We start from the raw sequence: 20,520 nt of genomic DNA, 5'->3' as shown, positions 1-20,520 counted from the left end.
AGTAAGCCGATCATGTCAGCGAGCAAAGTGGCCAGTTTCATCTTGGATGGACCGGCACGGCTCATTGACCTGACATGTGCCGAATGCTTGCGAGCCGAGCAGCGGAGATAGCATGTCCACAGCCGCTCAATCAGGCGACCCGGCCGGCCCGACCGTTTCCGTCCCGTCGATACCGGAAGAACAGATCGTCGCGATCTGCGAAACCTACGCCAATGACCGGCATCGCATGCTCGATATCCTGCGCGAGGTGCAGGACCGGTTTCGCTGGATTTCGCCGAAGGTGATGGAGACCGTCGCCCGCCAGACCGGTCTCTCGAGGATCGAGGTCGAGGGCGTGGCGAGCTTCTATTCGTTCCTGTCGCAAACGCCGAAAGGCCGCGTGACGATCAGGCTGTGCGACGACATTGTCGACCGCTTTGCCGGGCTTGCCGAGGTCGCGGGTATTTTCGAGCAGGAACTGGGCATCGGGATGGGCGAGACCTCCGGCGACGGTGCGTTCTCGCTGGAATACACGCCCTGTATCGGCCTGTGCGACCAGGCTCCGGCCGCGATGGTCAACGACGTCGTGGTGACGAGCCTGACCCCCGAGCGCGCCCGGCAATGGGCGCAGGCGCTCAAGGCCGGCACGCCGCCGGAAGAGATCGTCTCGGAGCGTTTTTCCGAATTGACGCCGCATGCGCGGGCAACAGAGCAGGTGGAGAATAATATTCGCCATGCGGGCGCTGTTCTGCTTGGTCCCGTGCCCGACAGCGCCGGACTGAAAAAGGCGCTCGACATGGCGCCGGCGCAGATCATCGACACGATCGAGGCAAGCGGCTTGCGCGGCTGCGGCGGGGCCGGCTTCACGACGGGGCGCAAATGGCGCTTCGCGGCGAGCGAACCGGCGGAGAAGCGCTACGTCCTGTGCAATGCGGACGAGGGCGAGCCCGGAACCTTCAAGGATCGTGTCCTGCTGACCGAGCGGCCGCATCTGCTGGTCGAGGGCATGACCATCGCCGCACGGGCCGTCGGCGCGCGCGAGGGGATCATCTATCTCCGCGGCGAATATGTCTATCTGCGCGAACTGATCGAAGAGGTCCTCGCGGATCGCCGTGCGCGCGGTCTGCTGGGCGCGAATATCCTCGGCATCGACGGGTTCGATTTCGACCTGCGCGTCCAGATGGGCGCGGGGGCCTATATATGCGGCGAGGAAGGCGCGCTGATCAGTTCATGCGAGGGGCTGCCCGGCGAACCGAAGACGCGGCCGCCTTTCCCTGTCAATCGCGGCTATCTCGGCTTTCCGACCGTCGTCAACAATGTCGAGACCTTCTGCCATGCGGCCCGGATTCTCGATCGCGGCGCGCAATGGTTCTTCGACATGGGCGAGGAGGGCAGCCACGGTACCAAGCTTTTCAGCGTGTCCGGCGATTGCCTCAATCCAGGCATCTACGAATTGCCTTACGGTCTCGAGGTTCGCGAATTGCTGGAGATGGTCGGCGGCGAAGACGCGGCGGCGGTGCAGGTCGGCGGGCCGTCCGGAACCATGATCGCCCGCGACAGCTTCCATCGCCGGCTGACCTTCGACGACCTTGCGACCGGCGGGGCGGTGATCGTCTTTTCCGGCGAGCGGAACGTGCTGGAGATCGTCGAATACTACATGTCCTTTTTCGTACATGAGAGCTGCGGCTACTGCACGCCGTGCCGGGTCGGCAACGTGTTCCTGCAAAAGGCGATCGGCAAGTTCCGCAAGGGCCTCGCCAATCCGGAGGACATCGATTACCTCAAGGACCTGTCGGGCACGATCATCGAGACCAGCCGCTGTGGGCTCGGCATGACTTCGCCCAACCCGATCCTGACCACGCTCGAAAACTTTCCCCTCGTCTATTCCGCGATGGTCAAACCGTCGAAGGACCGGATCCGGGCGACATTCGATATCCAGTCGGCCATCGAAGGCGCGCGCAAACTGGCGAAGCGCCGCTCCTACATCTACGACAGGGATTTTTCGAAGTGAGCGATCAGGACATCACATTCACGATCGACGGCGTCGAAATCACGGCGAAGCCCGGCCAGACGATCATGGAGGCTGCCGACGAGGCGGGCATCTACATTCCGCGCCTGTGCGACCACGAGGGATTGCGCCATCAGGGCGGCTGCCGGGTCTGTACGGTCAAGGCGAACGGGCGCAGCGTCGCCGCCTGCACGCAGCCCGCCGCGGCCGGAATCGCGGTCGAAAACGAAAACACGCATGTGAACAAAATGCGGCGCGATCTGGTGGAGATGCTGTTTCACGAAGGCAATCATCTCTGCCCGATCTGCGAAGCCAGCGGCAATTGCGAGTTGCAGGCCATGGCCTACCGGCTGGAGATGGTCGACCCGACGCGGTTTCCCTATCTGGAACCCTGCCGCGCCGTCGATGCGTCGCACCCCGATATCGCGCTCGACACCAATCGCTGCATCAGCTGCGGACGGTGCATCCGGGCTTCGAAGGACGTCGATGGCAAGGGCGTGTTCGGCTATGTCGGGCGCGGCATTCACCGCCGCGTCGCGGTCAATGGCGAAGATCTCGCCCATACGGATGCGGATGCCGCCGATCACGCGATGTCGGACGAGGTCTGCCCGGTCGGCTGCATCATCCGCAAGCGGGTCGGCTTCGTGACGCCGATCGGTGAACGCGAATTCGACAAGGGCCTGATCGGCTACGAGATCGAGGGGAAGCGCCGTGGCTGAACCCAGAAAAGCCCGTATCGCGACGACTTCGCTCGCCGGATGCTTCGGCTGCCACATGGCGATCCTCGACATCGACGAGCGGCTCATCGAACTGATGAAGCTTGTCGAGATCGACCGGTCGCCGCTGACCGATATCAAGCGGTTCACGCAGCGCTGCGACATCGGCATCATCGAGGGTGGCTGCTGCAACGAGGAAAACGTGCATGTCCTGCGCGATTTCCGGCGCAATTGCGACGTGCTGATCGCCATCGGCCAATGCGCGATCATGGGTGGCCTGCCGGTGATGCGCAACGCCATCATGCATTCCGATGCGCCTTTGCGGGAGTGCCTCGAGGAGGCGTATATAACCGGCCGCTACATCCGCAATACGACGCACGACATCCCGAACGACCCGGCGCTGCCGCTGCTGCTCGACGAGGTTTATCCGTGCTCGGAAGTGGTCGAGATCGATTACCAGATTCCCGGTTGCGCGCCGACCGGCGATGTCATCTACGAGACGCTGACGAGCCTGCTCGCGGGCAAATTCCACGGTTTCGACCGCATGCATATCAAATTTGACTGATTGGAGCGGCGCGACATGGCCGAACCCAGACTGATCGAGATTTCGCCTGTGACCCGCGTCGAGGGGCACGGCAAGGTGACGATCCATCTCGACCGCGACAACAATGTCGACGAGGCGCGCCTGCATATCGTCGAGTTTCGCGGTTTCGAACGCTTCATTCGCGGCCGCCTGCTCTGGGAGGTGCCGGTCATCGTGCAGCGCCTGTGCGGCATCTGCCCGGTCAGCCACCATCTCGCAGCTGCCAAGGCGATGGATGTCATCTGCGGCGTCGACGAATTGCCGCCGACGGCGGAAAAGATGCGCCGGCTGATGCATTACGGCCAGGTGATGCAGAGCCACGTGCTGCATTTCTTTCACCTGTCAGCGCCCGATCTGCTGTTCGGCTTCGGCGCGCCGGCCGAAAAGCGCAACATCTTCGAGGTCATCAAGGAGAACCCGGAGCTTGGCCGCCGCGCGGTCCTTATGCGGAAATTCGGCCAGGAGATCATCGAGGCGACGGCCGGCAAGAAGATCCACGGCACAGGGGCGATCCCCGGGGGAATCAACCGGAACCTGCCGATCGAAACCCGCGACGCCTTCCTGAAGACGATCGCCGACATGGAAGAATGGGCGCTCGACGCTCTGGCGCTCGCCCGCGGCTACAGCCTCGATCATGCGGACATCGTGGACAATTTTGCGTCGTTCCCCTCGAATTTCATGTCCATCGTGCGCGAGGGCGACGGAGCGCTGGATCTCTATCACGGCAATCTGCGCGCCCTCGATCCGCAGGGCGATGTCATCTTCGACCAGCTGGAATACAGCCGCTATCACGAGAAGATCGTCGAGGATGTGCGGTCGTGGTCCTACATGAAGTTCCCCTTCATTCGCGATCTCGGCGCCGAAAAGGGCTGGTATCGTGTCGGGCCGCTGGCGCGCATGAACACAGCAAGCTTCATCGACACGCCGCTCGCCAATGAGGCGCACAAGGAATTGAAGGCGGTAACGGGCGGCGCACCGAACAATGCCGCGCTGAACAATCACTGGGCGCGGATGATCGAGGTGGTGCACTGCGTCGAGAAGATCAGGGAACTCCTGCATGATCCGGACCTTCAGGGAACCGACCTGCAGGCGAAGGGAGACCGTCGCGAGGAAGGTGTCGGCGTCATAGAGGCCCCGCGCGGCAACCTCATTCACCACTACCAGGTGGATGAGAACGACCAGGTAACCTATTGCAATCTCATCGTTTCGACGACGCACAACAACGACGCGATGAACAAGGCGGTCAAGGACGTGGCTGTCAAACACCTGTCGGGGCACGAGCAGATCACCGAGGGCATGCTGAACCATGTCGAGGTGGCGATCCGCGCCTATGACCCGTGCCTTTCCTGCGCAACCCATGCGCTCGGGCAGATGCCCTTGCAGATAGAACTGTTCGACGCCGACGGCGCGCTGGTCGATAGCCGCGCGCAGGCCGCGTGAGGAGATGGTGGTGCTGCTGATCGGCTATGGAAACAGCGGACGGGGCGATGACGGGCTGGGCCCGGCTTTCGCCGACCGCATCGAAAGCGCCGGTCTCCCGGGCCTGTCGGTGGATATAGACTACCAGTTGACCGTCGATCATGCGCTGGCGGTGTCCGAGGCGGACAAAGTCGTTTTCGTCGATGCGTCGCTGGAGGCCGAAGGCGCGTATGATTTCGCAGAAGTCCGGGCGGGTGCGGGAACGCTGACGAGCCACAGCCTCACGCCCGCCACCGTGCTCGCTTTGGCGAAGACGCTTTATGACAGCGAACCCGAAGCCTATCTGCTGGGTATTGCGGGCCGGGAGTTCGGCGAGGTGAAGGAAGGGCTGAGCGAGACGGCGCGGAGCAATCTCGATCTTGCCGAAGCTTTCTTCCTGCAATGGTATGGCGAGACGGATTCCGTCACGAGCGGATGGCAACAGCCTGTCCGGACCGTGACGGGCGCGGCTTGATCGGACAGTGCGATGCATGAGATGTCGCTTTGCGAGAACATTCTCGGCATATTGAAGGAACAGGCGCTCGCGCAGAATTTCGAGAAGGTGACGCGGGTCAGCGTCGAGATCGGATCGCTCTCCTGCGTGGAGCCGGAAGCGCTGCGTTTCGGCTTCGATGTCGTGATGCGCGGGAGCCTCGCCGAAGACGCGACGCTGGATATCATCGAGACCGAGGCTCTGGCAGAGTGTCTCGACTGCGGCGCAACCAGTGCGATCGCCGAGCGCTACGATCCGTGCCCGATGTGCGGGTCGCATCACCGCAAGGTGACGCGCGGCGAGGAATTCCGGATCAGGGAACTGGAGGTGAATTGATGTGTACCACCTGCGGATGCGGCGGCGACGGCGCCCGGATCGAGGGCGCGGCGCATGGCCACCACCACGATCATGATCACGGCCAAAGTCATGCGGAGGACAGCCGCACGATCGCGCTGGAACTCGACATCCTTGCCAAGAACAATGCCTATGCCGCTGAAAACCGTTCGTTTTTCGCCGAGCGCGGCATTCTGGCGCTGAATCTCGTTTCGAGCCCCGGATCCGGCAAGACGGCGCTGCTGGTCAAGACCATCGGGATGCTGGGCGGGCGGCTGAAAAGCTACGTCGTCGAGGGTGATCAGCAGACGTCGAACGACGCCGACCGCATCCGCGCAACGGGCGCGCCGGCCGTGCAGATCAATACGGGCAAGGGCTGCCATCTCGATGCGCATATGGTCGGTCACGCGGTGGAGCGCCTCGCGCCCTCCGAGGGCTCGGTCGTGTTTATCGAGAATGTCGGCAATCTCGTCTGCCCGGCGGCGTTCGATCTCGGCGAAGCGCACAAGGTCGCAATCCTGTCCGTGACCGAGGGCGAGGACAAGCCACTCAAGTATCCTGACATGTTCGCGGCTTCCGACCTTGTCCTGCTCAACAAGTCCGATCTGTTGCCGCATCTCGATTTCGACGTTGCCGAAACAATTGCGAATGCCCGCAAGGTCAATCCGTCGATCAAGGTCCTGCAGGTTTCCGCGCGCAGCGGCGAGGGCATGGAGGCGTGGATCGCCTGGCTGACGGCGGCGCGCGGGATGGCGCTTGCCGGCTATCCGCTCGGCACCGCCGCGGAGTAGCGGGATCGACATCCCGACGGTCGGCAAGACTTTGTTCCGGTACCGCAAGGGAACAGCGTTTTCCGCTTGGTGATCGTGGCGCGCTCGACTAATCACGAGCGACCATGAGTTCTTCTTCTTCCTCTTCACCGATGACGGCCGCCATGTGGATGGGCGGCGCGATCCTCTCATTCGCGTCAATGGCCATCTCGGGCCGCGAGATCCAGGCCGAACTCGACACGTTCGAACTGATGGCCTACCGCTCGGTGATCGGTTTCGTCCTGATCTGTGTCGTCATCTCGTTTTCGAAGCGCGGGTTCTCGCAGGTGAAGACGCAGAAGGCGGGGCTGCACATCCTGCGCAACGTCTTTCATTTTACCGGGCAGAATCTCTGGTTCTACGGCGTCGCGGTCATTCCGCTTGCCCAGCTCGTTGCCCTCGAATTCACAAACCCGATCTGGGTCGCTCTTTTGGCGCCGCTGCTGCTTGGCGAGAGGATGACGCGGGCGAGGGCGGTCGGTGCCCTGCTGGGTTTCATCGGCGTGCTGATCGTGGCGCGCCCGGGTGTCGCTCCGCTGGAGGCTGGCCATTTCGCCGGGCTTGGAGCCGCGGTCGGATTTGCGCTGAACACGCTTTTCACGAAGAAGCTGATGCGCACCGACACGACCCTGTGCGTCATCTTCTGGATGACGGCGAGCCAGACGGTGATGGGCTTCGCGCTCGCCGCGCCGGGCGGGATGACCATGTTCTCGGCCGCGCTCGTGCCATGGATCGTCGTTGTCGGCGTAGCCGGCCTGACGGCTCATTATTGCCTGACATCGGCGCTGTCGCATGCGCCGGCCTCGGTGGTCGCGCCGATGGAGTTCCTGCGCCTGCCATTCATCGCCGTGCTCGGCATGCTGATCTATGGCGAGCCGCTCGAACTGACGGTCTTCCTGGGTGGTGCGGTGATCCTTGCCGGCAACCTGCTCAACATCAATGCCGAACGCAGGGCTGCTCGCGCGGCGGCGACCTCAGTCTAGCTCGCCGGATTCGCGCATCTTCTCCCAGCCTTCCTCGATCTGGTCGGGGACCAGCGGGTGGGAAAGCAGGTATTCGGCCGTCGATCCCTCGTGCCGCTGGCGGGCGAGCGCGATCGTCGCGTCCCATTCCTGCGGCTCGGCATCGCCGCGACCGATCCAGTAGAGCGTCACCAGCGCGTCCTGCTGGTCGTCATTGAGGCTTTCGATTTCCTGGACGAGTTCGGTGCGGGTGAGGTCGCCGGACAGTTCCTGAAGGGCGGCGGGCACCTCGTCGTCGGACGGGTTGCCGCCCGGGTCGGAGACATCGGTCTCTTCGCGGGCCATGAGCACGCGCATTCGCAGGATCAAGGCTTCGAGTTCAACGCTGTCGATTGCAATTTCGGCCATGAATTCCTCCACTTGCCGCGTGTCTTGAAGCGAAACTAGCTTCCGGCCGTTTCGTTCCCTTGATTTCAGTCAAGCGCCGCGATCGTTCACGCCGCGACCGCACCCGCCCGTGCCGGCAGGGGATCGATGCGGAAATGAAGATCCTTGTCGATGGCGTAGACGACGCCATTGGCGAATGACTGCCAATTCTCGCCGCTGATCGGCTCAGAGGCAATTTCGACCGCACGGTAATCGGCGCCGGTATCGTGTTGCACATGCGTGCGGCCGCAGACGCCGCAGACGGCGACATCGGTCTTCACCAGATGCCAGAGCGTGCGATTGTAGCGCGAACCGACCAGCCGGTCGCCGTCCGTCAGGACAATGTTCAGGCCGACCTCTTCGTTGGGATCGACGGAATGGGACCAGTCGATGATCTGCCGCAGGGCGCGCCCGACGACCTCGTGCAGCGGCTGGTCAGGATGGCGCATGATCCTCGTCAGCAGGTAGTAGAAGACATGCTCGCTGTCGGTGATGCCCTTGATGTCGTTTCGCAGCAGCGGATCGATGTGGTCGATCATCAGGTCGCGCACGCGGTCGAAATTGGGCACCGTGCCGTTATGGGCGAAGACCCAGCGTCCGTTCTGAAAGGGATGGGTGTTTTCCAGCGCCGTGCCGCCGACAGTCGCCTGTCGGACGTGGGCCACGACGGTGTGCGCATAGACGCGTGCCGCCGTCTTGCGGAAGTGTTCGCCGTGATAGGCTGCCCAGGTCTGTTTCTCGATCATCGGAACGGTTTCGCGATAATCGGCGACGCCCCAGCCGTGGCCGTGCACCAAGCCTTCCGCGTCCCCCTGGCTTTGCTGCATGAGGGCGTTCTGCGCGAGCACGAGACTGCACTCGACCTTTGTCGGTTCGCTCGCGCGCATCGCATACAGGCGGCACACCGATTCGATCTCCATTCCGTTGGCTGTTTTCGATAGCCCTTCTGATTTCGTATGCGCCTTGCGCAATGTCAATCTCGGCGCGGTTTCCCTGCCTTCAGCGCCGTAGCGAAACGTGAGGGAACGGAAGTCCATCCTTCGCATTGGGTCGATGTCACCAACCGAAATGGAGACTGACAATGCCCAAGATTACCGAATCCAGAGTTCTTATCCTCGCGACCGACGGTTTCGAGAAATCGGAGCTTTTCGTGCCCTTGCAGAAGCTGAAACTCGCGGGCGCGATCGTCGATGTCGCGGCGCCCGAGAAGCGCGCCATCAAGAGCTGGGACAATGGCGACTGGGGCGAAACGGTCGATGCCGATCTGGCCGCGGCCGACGCCGACCTCTCCGAATACGATGCGCTCGTCCTTCCGGGCGGCCAGATCAACCCGGACATACTGCGCGTCGACACCGACGCCATGGCGATCGTCAAGACTTTCCTGAAGAGCGGCAAGGTCGTCGCCGCGATCTGTCACGGCCCGTGGCTTCTCGCCGAGGCGGGGGCGGTCGAGGGGCGCGACATGACCTCGTACCATTCCATCAAGACCGACCTCGTCAATGCCGGCGCGAACTGGCGGGACGCGGAGGTGGTCGCCGACGGCGGCATCGTGACGTCACGCTCGCCCAAGGACCTCGATGCCTTTGTCGCGAAGATCATCGAGGAAATCGAGGAAGGCCGCCACGAAGAGCGTCGGCTCGCGGCCTGACGAAACCGGAAAAATGCAGCGCAGCATTCATGCTGCGCTGCACTTAAGACTTGCCTTTAAGCCCCTGATCGGCATGGTAATGGCGTTACAGGGGACACTGCCTTGCTCGATTTCGCCATTGCCTGGGACTGGCTGACATTCGCCGCACGCTGGCTTCACGTCGTGACCGCGATTGCCTGGATCGGTTCGTCATTTTATTTCATCGCCCTCGATCTGGGCCTGACGCAAAGGCCGGGCCTTCCGGACGGCGTGTATGGCGAGGAATGGCAGGTCCATGGCGGCGGTTTCTACCATATCCAGAAGTACCTCGTGGCGCCCGCCGCGATGCCGGAGCACCTGACCTGGTTCAAGTGGGAATCCTATGCCACCTGGATGTCCGGCGCGTTGCTGATGGCGATGCTCTATTACGCCGGCGCGGAACTCTACCTGATCGACCGCAACGTGCTCGACGTCCCGGCCTGGGGCGCGATCGTGATCTCTCTCGCATCGCTGACGGTCGGCTGGATCGTCTACGACTTTCTCTGCAAGTCGCCGCTGGGCAAGAGCGATACCGGCCTGATGCTGCTGCTCTACGTTCTGCTGGTCTTCATGGCGTGGGGTTACACGCATCTGTTTACTGGCCGCGCGACATTCGTGCATCTGGGCGCCTTTACGGCGACGATCATGAGCGCCAATGTGTTCTTCATCATCATTCCGAACCAGACCAAGGTGGTCGCGGCGCTGAAGGCGGGCGAGACGCCCGATCCGCTGCTCGGCAAGCAGGCCAAGCAGCGCTCCCTGCACAACAACTACCTGACGCTGCCCGTCATCTTCCTGATGCTGTCGAACCACTACCCGCTGGCTTTCGCGACGCCCTATAACTGGGTGATTGCGTCGCTGGTGTTCATCATGGGCGTGCTGATCCGGCATTATTTCAACACCAAACACGCCCGCAAAGGCACGCCGAACTGGACCTGGCTTCTGACGGCGGTCATCTTCGTGTTCATCATCTGGCTGTCGACTAACCCGATGCGCCAAGTCGACGAGGACGCTGAACTGGCGACGCCGGGGGCGGAACGGATGATGGCGTCGGCGGGGTTCGACGAGGCGCGCGATGTCGTGCTGTCGCGCTGTTCGATGTGCCATGCGGCCGAACCGGTGTGGGAAGGCATTCACTGGGCACCCAAGCGGGTCATGCTCGATACCGACGCCCGGATCGCCAACCACGCCCGCGAAATCTATCTGCAGGCTGGCGTCAGCCACGCCATGCCGCCGGGCAACGTGACGGATATTCCGCCGGAAGAGCGCGCGGCGCTCGTGCGGTGGTATCGCGGGCGCGGCGATTCGTGAGCGCGACGGCCCTCTTTCGCGGCCGGCTTCTCTGGTTCGAGCGGGAACCGGCCGGCGGCGACGACACGACAGCGTTTCATTACATCGAGGATGGCGCGATCGCCGTCGCGGACGGAACGATCGCCTGGTCGGGCGACTGGAGCGAGCTGCCGGCGGACTATCGCAGCGACGACTATGTGGATCATCGCCCGCATCTGATCCTGCCGGGTTTCGTCGATTGCCATATCCATTTTCCGCAGGGTCAGGTCGTCGCCTCTTATGCGGGCAGCCTGCTTGAATGGCTGAACACCTACACATTCGTCGAGGAGCAGAAATACGCCGATCCGGCGCATGCCGGGCGCATGGCGGACCGGTTCCTCTCGATGCTGCTCGCCCACGGCACAACGACCGCGATCGCCTATGGCTCGGTGCACAAGGGCTCGGTGGACGCGCTTCTCGGTGCGGCCGTCTCGCGTGGCATGCGCATGATCGCCGGCAAGGTGATGATGGACCGCAACGCGCCGGAGCCGCTCACCGACACGCCGCAATCGGGTTATGACGACACCAATGCGCTGATCGCCCAATGGCACGGCAAGGACCGTGTCGAGGTCGCCGTGACGCCGCGTTTTGCGCTGACCTCGACCGAGGCACAGATGGAGATGGCGGGCGCGTTGGTGCGCGAGCATCCCGAATGCCTGGTGCAGACGCATTTGTCGGAGAACCACCGCGAGATCGAGACGGTCGCAGAGCTTTTTCCGTGGTCGAAGGATTACACGGACATCTACGATCATTACGGGCTGCTCGGCCCGAAGACGCTGTTCGGCCACTGTATCCATCAGGGTCCGCGCGAGATGGAGCGGATGGCGGAAAGCGGGTCTGTCGCCGTGTTCTGCCCGACATCGAACCTCTTTCTCGGTTCCGGTCTTTTCGACCTCGACAAGATGCGCGGGACCACGCCGGCGACGCGCCATGCCGTGGCGACCGATATCGGCGGCGGCACGAACTGGTCGATGCTGCGCACGCTCGACGAGGGCTACAAGGTGCTCAATCTGCAGGGGCAGCGCTATCACCCGCTGCGCTCTTTCTACCAGGCGACGCTCGGCAATGCCGCGGCGCTCGGCATGGAAGACCGGATCGGCAGGCTTGCGCCGGGCTATGAGGCCGATTTCGTCGTGCTCGACAGTGCCTCCAACCCGGCAATGGCGCTAAGGGCGGAGACGATCGAGACGCTTTCGGAGGAATTGTTCCTGCTGCAGACCCTCGGCGACGATCGCGCGGTGGCTGCGAGCATTGTGTCAGGCGTCACAGCGCACCGGCGCGGGAACGCCTAAATCTGGGTCAAGTACAGGGCCGGCCGAACAAGAAGAACAACGGGACCGGACGAGAAGGGAAGGCGCTCCCGGGTCAATCGACCCGGTAGCCGGCCTCCTCCGCGGAGCGGCACAGAAGGTGCCAGAACGACCGCGCGAAAGAGCGGAAGACATAGACGTCGAACGCATCCGCGCCGACACGCTGGATTTGCGCGAAGATGTCGTGATGGGCAGTTGCCAGGCCATTGCCCCTCGGCATCGCCGCATCGGAAAGATCCACCGCAAACAGCTTTGCCAGAACCCACCGGCTTTTCTCCCCATCCACCCGGATGACCGTGCGGCCATGGCTGAGATCGGTCACCGTGCCGTCTTCACTCACGGCGTCAGCCAGGTTGGCGACCAGTTCGGGGCTTTCGCCGGAGACCAGCCACCGCATGGGCGCGATGTTGAAGGCGCCGGCCGCGGTTTTTACAGAGCCGCTTCCCGGCGCGACCTTGAGGGCGGCGCTGGCAGTGGCCTTGATCGCCGCGCGACATTTGCTCTCGCGCCCTTTCCAGGCCGTGACTTCCGCGATCGACAGGCCGAAACGCTCACCAAGGCGCACGGACGGGCTCTGTCCGACGGCGACGCCGAATTGGCCGGTCTCGATGTGGCCGGCCAGCGGCGAAACGGCGCGTGCCCGCATGACGGGATCGGCGATGAAACCCGGACGCTGCTTAGCCATGCATTCGTCCTCCCTTGGGGTCGTAGAAGACGTGGTTCACGAACTCGACCGGGATATGCGTCTTAGACCGGGCCGGGTCGGTGGCGAAGCCACGTGTGCCGATACGGGCGACGCCGTTTTCGACCAGCGCCAGCCCGATATATTTGCCGTAGAGCGGCGAGTAGCACATTGCGGTGATGTGGCCGAGGCTTCGCCCGGGCTTTTCGGCCGGGCCGTCGACGATATGGCTGCCGCCGCGCAGTTTCTCGCCGGAAAGCGAGATCACGCCGACCAGTGTCCAGCGCCGTGGATCGGTCAGGCCCTCGCGATCCATCATCGCGGACCCGATGAAGGGCTTCTTCTTCGACAGCATCCAGTCGAGATGCAGATCGCGCGCCGTCGTTCGGCCGTCGATCTCGGCGCCGGTCACGTGGCCTTTCTCGATGCGAAGCGTGCCAAGCGCTTCGAGGCCGTAAGGCTGGATGTCGTGCGACGCACCGGCGTTCATCAAGGCGTCCCAGACATGCGGTCCGTGATGCGCGCCGCAATAGACCTCATAGGCCCGCTCGCCTGAGAAGGAGAGGCGGCAGATCATGACCGGAGCGCCGGCGATCTTGCCGTGTACGATGCCCATGAAGGGCAGCGTGTCATTGTCGACCTTGGTGAGCTTGACGCAGGCGGCCAGGACGTCGCGGCTTTTCGGGCCCGAGACGGCCGCGCCGGCCCATTGGTCGGTGACCGAGGTCAGATTGACCCGCAAATCCGGCCAGACGCATTCGAGATAGAACTCCATATGCTGCATGACGCGCCCGGCATTGGCGGTGGTGGTCGTCATCAGGAAGCGGTCTTCGGACAGCCGCCAGGTCGTTCCGTCATCGAGCGCGAAGCCGTCCTCGCGCAGCATCAGCCCGTAGCGAGCCTTGTTGACCGGCAAACTCCCGAAATTGTTGGTGTAGACGCGGTTGAGGAATTCGCCCGCATCGGGCCCCTGGATGTCGATCTTGCCGAGTGTCGAGACATCGACGATGCCGACATTGCGGCGCACGTTGCGCGCCTCGCGAACATAGGCTTCCTCGACGGTTTCGCCCGGCCGGTTATAGCTTTCGGGCCGGAACCACAGCCCGGCGGCATACATGTTCGCGCCCGCCGCGACGTGCTGATCATGCATCGGCGTCAGGCGTTCGGGGCGCAGGTCTCCGTAGCGTTCGGCGGCGAGCGCGCCGAGCGATGCGCCGGTGAAGGGCGGGCGGAACCGCGTTGTGCCGACTTCCGGTATCGGCTTGCCGAGCGCGGCGGCCATGATCGCCATGCCTGGCACATTGGCCGTCTTGCCCTGGTCCGTCGCCATGCCGAGCGTCGTGTAGCGTTTCAGGTGTTCGACCGACTGGAAGCCCTCGCGATGCGCCAGGCGGACATCGTCAGCGGTGACATCGTGCTGGAAATCGACGAAGGCCTTGCCGCCCGTCGCGGCGATCTCGAAAACCGGCTCCGGCGGTTCGATGCCTTCGCCGGCGGCGGAACCGACCGCTTCCCATGCGCCATCACTTTCCGGCGGCAGGAAGGCGTGCAGCTTGTCGCTCCATACCGGTTTCGCGCCGGCCTGCGAGGCGAGGTGGAGCACCGGCGACCAGCCTCCGGATACCAGCAGCGTGTCGCAGGCGATGCGCCGCTTCGATCCCGACAGGTTTCCGGTTTCCGCGTCGAACCCGCGTATCGTGACGCCGGTCAGGCTTTTTCCACCGGAGGTGCCAGTGACTGCGTGGGCGGGGATGGTTTCCGCGCCGGCTTCGGCCGCGAGCGATTGCGCCCAGTCGCCGACGGTTGGCCTCACATCGACAATGGCGACAATCTCGGCGCCGCGTTCCCGCAGCCGCGCGGCGGCCTGGTAGGCGCTGTCATTGTTGGCGAAGACCACCATCCGCCTGCCGGGCAGCGCGCCGTATTCGCAGGCGAAACGCTGCGCCGAATCGGCGAGCATGACGCCGGGGCGGTCATTGCCCGGAAAGACGAAGCCGCGTTCGAGCGCGCCCGTGGCGATGACGACATGGCCGGCGCGGATGACCCAATGGCGATGGCGCGGTTTCCCGGCGCGCGGGCGACCGACATGGTCCGTCACACGCTCCAGCGCGGCCAGCGTGTTGCCGTCGTAATAGCCCCAGACAGTCGTCCGGTTCAGCAACTGGACATTTGGTTCGGATTTCAGGCCGGACAGCACCGTATCGGCGAACATCTCGCCATCCTTGCCGGACCAGTTTGCGGTGCCGCCGAAGCTTGCAGCGGTTTCGCACAGGATGACGCGCTTGCCGTCTGCCGCGGCCTTGCGGGCGGCTTCCAGGCCGGAAGGGCCGGAGCCGACGACCAGCACGTCGCAAAAGGCGTTCATGCGTTCGTAGCGGGATGGGTCGGGGGTCGTTCCCGCCGCGCCGAGACCCGCCGCGCGGCGAATGAATGTCTCGCAGAACATCCAGAAGCGGGTGCCCTTCAGCGGTCCGATCACGGGTCCCATGAAGGTCTTGTAGTAAAAGCCCGCGCTGAAGACCTTTCCCGCCAGGCCGTTAACGGCCATCAGATCATAGGCAAGCGATGGAAAGCGGTTCTGGCTTTCGGCGACGAGCCCGTCGTGGATTTCCAGTTCAGTCGCGCGGATGTTCGGCTCGCGCGCGCCGTCGGTCGTCACGGTGACGAGCGCGTTCGGCTCCTCGTATCCCGCTGCCAGCAGGCCGCGCGGGCGGTGGTATTTGAACGAGCGGCCGAACAGCCTGACGCCGCTGGCAAGCAGCGCGGAGGCGAGCGTGTCGCCCTCGAAGCCGGAATAGCGTTTGCCATCGAAGGTGAAGGCGACCGGTTTGTCACGGTCGATGCGGCCGCCAGTCGAAATGCGGTGCGACGTCACGATCGCTTCCTCCGCGAGGACCCGGTCGCAGGCGCGAATTCGACGCCGGAAATGGCGTGCGTCAGCGTGTTTCGCGTGACGACGAGAAACTTGCGGCAGCCACCGGCGTGCTGCCAGTATTCGCGGTGCTCGCCGGCGGGGTTGGCCCGGTCATAGACATAGGCGTTCCAGGCCTCCTGATCGGTCGATGCGGGCTCGGGCCGGCTCAGGGTCGCGTCGCCTTGATAGGTGAATTCGGCGAGGTCGCGGGGGCCGCAATGCGGGCAAGTGATGATCATGCCTCAATGCTTCCAGGGCGTCGCGCCCTGGCCCTTCTCGTCGATGACATAGCCGCGGTGGAACCGGTCGAGCGAATAGGCGGCGTTGAGCGGATGCGGCTCGTTCTTCGCGATCGTGTGGGCGAAACACCAGCCGGACGCCGGGGTCGCCTTGAAGCCGCCATAGCACCAGCCGCAATTGAGATACATGCCGGGCAGGGGCCCTGTCGTGATGATCGGCGAGCCGTCCATGGACATGTCCATGATGCCGCCCCACGACCTCAAAAGCCGAACCTTCGCGGCGGCGGGAAACAGCGCGACGGCCTCCGACATGACGTCCTCGACGATCGGCAGGTTTCCGCGCTGGGCGTAGGTATTGTAGCCGTCGATGTCGCCGCCGAAGACGAGCCCGCCCTTGTCCGACTGCGAGAGGTAGAGATGACCGCCGCCGAAGGTGACCACCGTATCGACCATCGGCTTCAGCGCCTCGGTCACGAAAGCCTGCAGGACATGGCTCTCGATCGGCAGCGTGTCGATGCCGGCGAGCTTCATGACGGCGCCGGTCGAGCCGGCCACGCAGACGGCGACCTTCTTGGCCCGGATCTCGCCGCGTGACGTCATGACGCCGGTCACCCGGTCTCCATCGCGCAGGAAGCCGGTGACCTCGCAATTTTCCAGAATGTCGACGCCGCGCCGGTCCGCGCCGCGCGCATAGCCCCAGGCGACCGCGTCATGGCGGGCCGTGCCTGCCCGCGGTTGTTCCAGCCCGCCAAGCACAGGAAAGCGGGCATTTGCCGAGAGATCGAGCCCGGGAATGCGCCGGGCCAACTCGTCCGGCATGACCATCCGGGAGTCGGCGCCCATAAGCTGCATCGCATTGCCGCGCCGCGCCGCGTCGTCCATTTGCGCGGGCGTATGGCACAGATTGATGATGCCGCGCTGGGAGAACATCACATTGTAGTTCAGCTCATGGCTGAGATTTTCCCAGAGCTTCATCGAGTGTTCGTAAAAGGGCGTGTTGCCTTCGAGGAGGTAGTTCGAGCGCACGATCGTCGTGTTGCGGCCGATATTGCCCGATCCGAGCCAGCCCTTCTCGCAGACGGCGACATTGGTCAGGCCGTGATTGGCGGCAAGGTAGTAGGCGGTGGACAATCCGTGACCGCCGCCGCCGATGATGACGACGTCGTATTGCGGTTTCGGTTCCGGTTTGCGCCAGGCGGGTTTCCAGCCGGTGTTTCCGGTCACCGCGTTCCGGAGAACCTGCCAGGCAGAATACTCCGCCATTACCTTCGCGACCTTCTGTTTTTCATGTTCGATCCGCCATCGGGGCCGATTGCTGTGGCATGATTCGCGCCTCGACCGATCCGCCCGTACTGATGGCTTCGGTCGGTGCCGATGATCCCGTTTTCACTGTGTCCTTGCGATGTTGGACGCGACATTTCAATCATTTTCTCGGTGGTCGATCCTAACCTGCGGCGCTTCGATGTGCATGGCAATTTTTCGCCACACATTAACGATATCGCGACGAGCCGGCCGCGCCATTAAGGTTACGATGCGGAAATCTGTTCTTCGGCAGTTTCAATTCATGTTATCAGCCGCCCGATGAATACGGCCCTTAGATTTCTGCTCGTCACGTTCGCGCTGCTGGCTTCATGGCCCGCCGTTTCGCAGACGCATGAAGGCGCGGCCAGTGACGTGTCGGCCTATGAGCGCGAACTGACGCAGATTTCCGAAGAATTCCGGAATGTGCTGGAAGACGATGGCAAGCTCGTCGATCTCTCCACGCGACTGCAAACCCTTTCGGAGTCGGTGCTTGCGACCGGTGTTGAACTCTCGCCGCGTCTGTCTGAAATCCGCATCCGGCTGGAGCAACTCGGCCCCGAAATCGAGCAGGGGGCCGAACCGCAGGTGCTGCAGGAACAGCGCGCAGCGCTGCTGGAAGAGCGTGCGCTGATCAATACGCTGATCGGGCAACTGGAAGACCTGTCGGTCCGGGCGAATACGCTCAGCAACGACATCAGCGAGGCGCGCCGCGAATTGTTCACCACCACGCTGTCGCGCCGCTCGGACATTTCCGCCGCCTTCGGCCAGGAATTGATCGACGACATCCGCGACCGGTACGCGGTCTTCGCGAACAAGATCGGCTCCTGGGTCAATTTCGCATGGCGCTACAAGTCCGGATCGATGGTCGCGGCGACCGCGCTTTCGGTCATGGCGGCGCTGCTTTTCCTTGTGTTTGCGCGACGGTATCTGGGGCGGTTGCTGCGGCGCGATCCGGAGGCCGTGGAGCCCGGCTATTTTTCCCGCCTGATCGTCGGCTTCCTGGGAACGCTCATGCCGGCCGCCGGTGTCTGGCTGTTCCTGGTGCTCGTCTATGCACTCTACAACCATTTCTCGGTGCTGCGTGACGATATCGGCCAGATCCTGGTGGCCGTCTTCCTTGGCGTGGGCGTGATTTACCTGATCTGGCAGCTGTCCGAGGCGGTCCTCGCTCCGAGGCTTTCGCAATGGCGTCTTGTTGCCGTCACGGACCACGCGGCGGTGCTCCTGAAGCTGCTCGTGCTTGTAATGGCGGTGACCATCATCGCCGACGATGTGATCACGCAGATCCTGAAAATCGTTGGTGAATCCCTGCCTATTACCATCGCCAAGAGCCTGATAAGCAGTTTCGTCGTCGGGCTTGTCATGCTGGCGATCGCGTCCGTTCGCCCCTTCGCGGGCGAGGACGGTGCGCCGGACCGACCATGGCCGGGCTGGCTGCGCTTCCTGTTGTGGGTGACTGGAACTGCACTGATCATCGCGGTTTCGGCCGGCTATATCGGCTTTGCGGATTTCGTTTCCAAGCAGATCGTCATCACCGGCGCGGTCGCCGCCACGATCTATCTCGGCCATCTCGCCGCGCATGCGCTGTCGCGCGAGAAGGCGCTGGTCCATTCGCGTCTGGGCAAGCGTCTGCACGTCCAGCTGGAGATGTCCGAAACCGCGATCGACCAGCTGGGCCTCGTCCTCGGTGTCCTGCTGACCCTGACATTGCTCGTCATCGGCATCCCGGTGCTGCTGCTTCTCTGGGGCTTCAAGTGGGGCGATATCCGCAGCTGGATGCTCGGTACGGTCACGGAGTTCTCGGTCGGCTCGATCTCGATCTCGATCACGGGGATCCTTGCCGGTATCGTGGTCTTCATCGTCGGTTTCTGGCTGACCAAGCTATTCCAGCGCTGGCTCGACCGGGACGTTCTGGAACGCAGCCGCGTCGATGCGGGCGTGCGCAACTCGGTGCGTACGGGCATCGGCTATGTCGGCGTGACATTGGCGGCGCTGGTCGGGGTCGCGGCCGCCGGGATCGACCTGTCGCAACTGGCGCTCGTTGCCGGCGCGCTGTCGCTCGGCATCGGCTTCGGGCTGCAGAACATCGTCTCCAATTTCGTATCCGGACTGATCCTGCTCGCGGAACGTCCGTTCAAGGTGGGGGACTGGATCGAGGCGGGCGGCATCTCCGGCACGGTGAAGGCGATCAATGTTCGCGCCACGGAAATCGAGACGTTCCAGCGCAAGTCGGTGATCCTGCCCAATTCCGATCTCATCAACGCCTCGGTCGGCAACTGGACGCACCACAACACGCTGGGCCGCGTCGAAGTGGCCGTCGGCGTTTCCTACAATTCCGATCCGAACCAGGTGCGCGAGATCCTGATGTCGATCGCCGAGGACCATCCGCGCGTCTTGTCCAACCCGGAGCCGTATGTGGTGTTCGTCAATTTCGGCGAGTCGTCTCTCGATTTCGATTTGCGGGTCTATCTGGCCGACATCAACTTCATGTTGACGGTCGGTACGGAGATCCGTTTCGCGATCCACGAGCGGTTCAAGGCGGCCGGTATCGAGATTCCGTTCCCGCAGCGCGACGTCAATTTGCGGGTGATGGGCAAGGAGGACGTCGTCGCAGAAACCGGAGACGCGTTCGGCCCGATCGAGACCAGCCCGACCGGGTACCGCGACGAATAGGCGTTCAGTTTCGGTTCAGGCCGGAATTCGTATAAGATCGGCAAGTCGCGGCGAAAGCCGCAAGCAAGAAAGGAGGCGATGCCATGCGGCGTCGTTCTGAAAACAAGACAAGACTGCCGGTCGCTTTCGCTGCCATTCTGGCGGCATGCAGCGCCGCCGGCGCGGCTTCGCTGACCAACAAGGATGATGCGAGCCAGACGATCGTCGTCACCGAGGGTGGCGTCAAGACGGAGTTCGCCATCGCGGCCGGTGAAACGGTCAAATTGTGCGATGATGGCTGCTTCCTGACGCTGCCCAGCGGAGACCGTGCCGCGCTTGGCGGCGAGGAAGCGGTCGACATCGTCAACGGCGAGGCGGTCGTCGAATAGAACCGATTTCCGTTCGAATTTGACGAAATCCATTTACCGGCGGTCAACCAGGCCGCCGGCTTTTCGTGGTTTTCCGGTCTGTTAACCAATCCATTTCACCGATTCCTCCCATCCTGCGGCGTATTTTCGTCGCGGGGAGATAACGAATGCGTTCGCTCCCGGACCATGTGCGGAGGCGGTGACCATGTCGATACGCTCGACAGGTTGCCCGGTCGCGGGATCGTCGCGATCGTGAAGGACTTCGTCGAAAGCCAGTTCACTTGGAACCAC

The 20,520-nt window shown here is 63.3% G+C and carries 19 protein-coding genes; 13 read left to right on the top strand and 6 right to left on the bottom strand.

What is annotated here, in order from left to right; genetic code table 11:
* Positions 1-112 precede the first annotated feature (112 nt).
* The 8 genes from LC343_RS02520 (at position 113) to LC343_RS02485 (ending at position 7,362) form a co-directional block, all read left to right on the top strand.
* Positions 113-1,990: an NAD(P)H-dependent oxidoreductase subunit E gene (locus tag LC343_RS02520; RefSeq protein WP_223475515.1), complete on the top strand. Its 1,878-nt coding sequence runs from the start codon at positions 113-115 to the stop codon at positions 1,988-1,990.
* Positions 1,987-2,706: a 2Fe-2S iron-sulfur cluster-binding protein gene (locus tag LC343_RS02515; protein ID WP_223475514.1), complete on the top strand. Its 720-nt coding sequence runs from the start codon at positions 1,987-1,989 to the stop codon at positions 2,704-2,706. The genes LC343_RS02520 and LC343_RS02515 overlap by 4 nt, the downstream gene beginning before the upstream one ends.
* Entirely contained in the window at positions 2,699-3,268 is a 570-nt protein-coding gene (locus LC343_RS02510; RefSeq protein WP_223475513.1) for an NADH-quinone oxidoreductase subunit B family protein, read from the top strand. Before LC343_RS02515 ends, LC343_RS02510 begins: the two co-directional genes overlap by 8 nt.
* A gap of 15 nt (positions 3,269-3,283) precedes the next feature.
* Entirely contained in the window at positions 3,284-4,726 is a 1,443-nt protein-coding gene (locus tag LC343_RS02505; RefSeq protein WP_223475512.1) for a Ni/Fe hydrogenase subunit alpha, read from the top strand.
* Positions 4,727-4,736: 10 nt separating this feature from the next.
* The gene (locus LC343_RS02500) at positions 4,737-5,219 is read left to right on the top strand and encodes a hydrogenase maturation protease (protein ID WP_223475511.1); all 483 of its coding nucleotides are present in this window, start codon (positions 4,737-4,739) and stop codon (positions 5,217-5,219) included.
* 12 nt (positions 5,220-5,231) lie between these two features.
* Positions 5,232-5,573, top strand: coding sequence for a hydrogenase maturation nickel metallochaperone HypA (gene hypA / locus LC343_RS02495; protein WP_223475510.1), 342 nt, complete (start codon positions 5,232-5,234; stop codon positions 5,571-5,573).
* Positions 5,573-6,361: a hydrogenase nickel incorporation protein HypB gene (hypB, locus tag LC343_RS02490; protein WP_223475509.1), complete on the top strand. Its 789-nt coding sequence runs from the start codon at positions 5,573-5,575 to the stop codon at positions 6,359-6,361. Before hypA ends, hypB begins: the two co-directional genes overlap by 1 nt.
* A 104-nt stretch (positions 6,362-6,465) precedes the next feature.
* Positions 6,466-7,362, top strand: coding sequence for a DMT family transporter (locus tag LC343_RS02485; RefSeq protein WP_223475508.1), 897 nt, complete (start codon positions 6,466-6,468; stop codon positions 7,360-7,362).
* On the opposite strand, the gene LC343_RS02480 is transcribed toward LC343_RS02485, so the two are convergent.
* The gene (locus LC343_RS02480; protein ID WP_223475507.1) at positions 7,354-7,749 is read right to left on the bottom strand and encodes a DUF3775 domain-containing protein; all 396 of its coding nucleotides are present in this window, start codon (positions 7,747-7,749) and stop codon (positions 7,354-7,356) included. The two genes, LC343_RS02485 and LC343_RS02480, sit on opposite strands and share 9 nt — an antisense overlap.
* A gap of 86 nt (positions 7,750-7,835) precedes the next feature.
* Positions 7,836-8,687 carry a class II glutamine amidotransferase gene (locus LC343_RS02475; protein WP_223475506.1) on the bottom strand — a complete coding sequence of 284 codons (852 nt, stop codon included), beginning with the start codon at positions 8,685-8,687 and terminating at the stop codon, positions 7,836-7,838.
* A 161-nt stretch (positions 8,688-8,848) separates the two neighbouring features.
* Between LC343_RS02475 and LC343_RS02470 the strand changes: the two genes are divergently transcribed.
* The 3 genes from LC343_RS02470 (at position 8,849) to guaD (ending at position 12,054) form a co-directional block, all read left to right on the top strand.
* The gene (locus LC343_RS02470) at positions 8,849-9,415 is read left to right on the top strand and encodes a type 1 glutamine amidotransferase domain-containing protein (RefSeq protein ID WP_223475505.1); all 567 of its coding nucleotides are present in this window, start codon (positions 8,849-8,851) and stop codon (positions 9,413-9,415) included.
* 102 nt (positions 9,416-9,517) lie between these two features.
* A complete protein-coding gene (locus LC343_RS02465) occupies positions 9,518-10,744 on the top strand; it encodes a urate hydroxylase PuuD (RefSeq protein ID WP_223475504.1) in 1,227 nt (408 codons plus the stop codon).
* A complete protein-coding gene (gene guaD / locus LC343_RS02460) occupies positions 10,741-12,054 on the top strand; it encodes a guanine deaminase (RefSeq protein WP_223475503.1) in 1,314 nt (437 codons plus the stop codon). Before LC343_RS02465 ends, guaD begins: the two co-directional genes overlap by 4 nt.
* Before the next feature lie 73 nt (positions 12,055-12,127).
* On the opposite strand, the gene LC343_RS02455 is transcribed toward guaD, so the two are convergent.
* The 4 genes from LC343_RS02455 to LC343_RS02440 are packed head-to-tail and all read right to left on the bottom strand — an operon-like array spanning position 12,128 to position 17,170.
* Positions 12,128-12,757, bottom strand: coding sequence for a sarcosine oxidase subunit gamma family protein (locus tag LC343_RS02455; protein WP_223475502.1), 630 nt, complete (start codon positions 12,755-12,757; stop codon positions 12,128-12,130).
* Entirely contained in the window at positions 12,750-15,629 is a 2,880-nt protein-coding gene (locus LC343_RS02450; protein WP_223475501.1) for a 2Fe-2S iron-sulfur cluster-binding protein, read from the bottom strand. The genes LC343_RS02455 and LC343_RS02450 overlap by 8 nt, the downstream gene beginning before the upstream one ends.
* A complete protein-coding gene (locus tag LC343_RS02445; RefSeq protein ID WP_223475500.1) occupies positions 15,626-15,907 on the bottom strand; it encodes a sarcosine oxidase subunit delta in 282 nt (93 codons plus the stop codon). The genes LC343_RS02450 and LC343_RS02445 overlap by 4 nt, the downstream gene beginning before the upstream one ends.
* A gap of 3 nt (positions 15,908-15,910) precedes the next feature.
* Positions 15,911-17,170 (bottom strand): sarcosine oxidase subunit beta family protein, encoded by a 1,260-nt coding sequence (locus LC343_RS02440; RefSeq protein WP_223475499.1) that lies wholly within the window; start codon positions 17,168-17,170, stop codon positions 15,911-15,913.
* A gap of 318 nt (positions 17,171-17,488) precedes the next feature.
* On the opposite strand from LC343_RS02440, the gene LC343_RS02435 reads away from it, so the two are divergent.
* On the top strand, positions 17,489-19,882 hold the full coding sequence (locus LC343_RS02435) for a DUF3772 domain-containing protein (protein ID WP_223475498.1): 2,394 nt from the start codon (positions 17,489-17,491) through the stop codon (positions 19,880-19,882).
* A gap of 83 nt (positions 19,883-19,965) precedes the next feature.
* A complete protein-coding gene (locus LC343_RS02430) occupies positions 19,966-20,250 on the top strand; it encodes a hypothetical protein (protein ID WP_223475497.1) in 285 nt (94 codons plus the stop codon).
* Positions 20,251-20,520 lie beyond the last annotated feature (270 nt).

This window comes from Oricola indica (assembly GCF_019966595.1).
GTDB lineage: Bacteria > Pseudomonadota > Alphaproteobacteria > Rhizobiales > Rhizobiaceae > Oricola > Oricola indica.
This window is presented reverse-complemented; position numbering and strand designations above follow the sequence as displayed.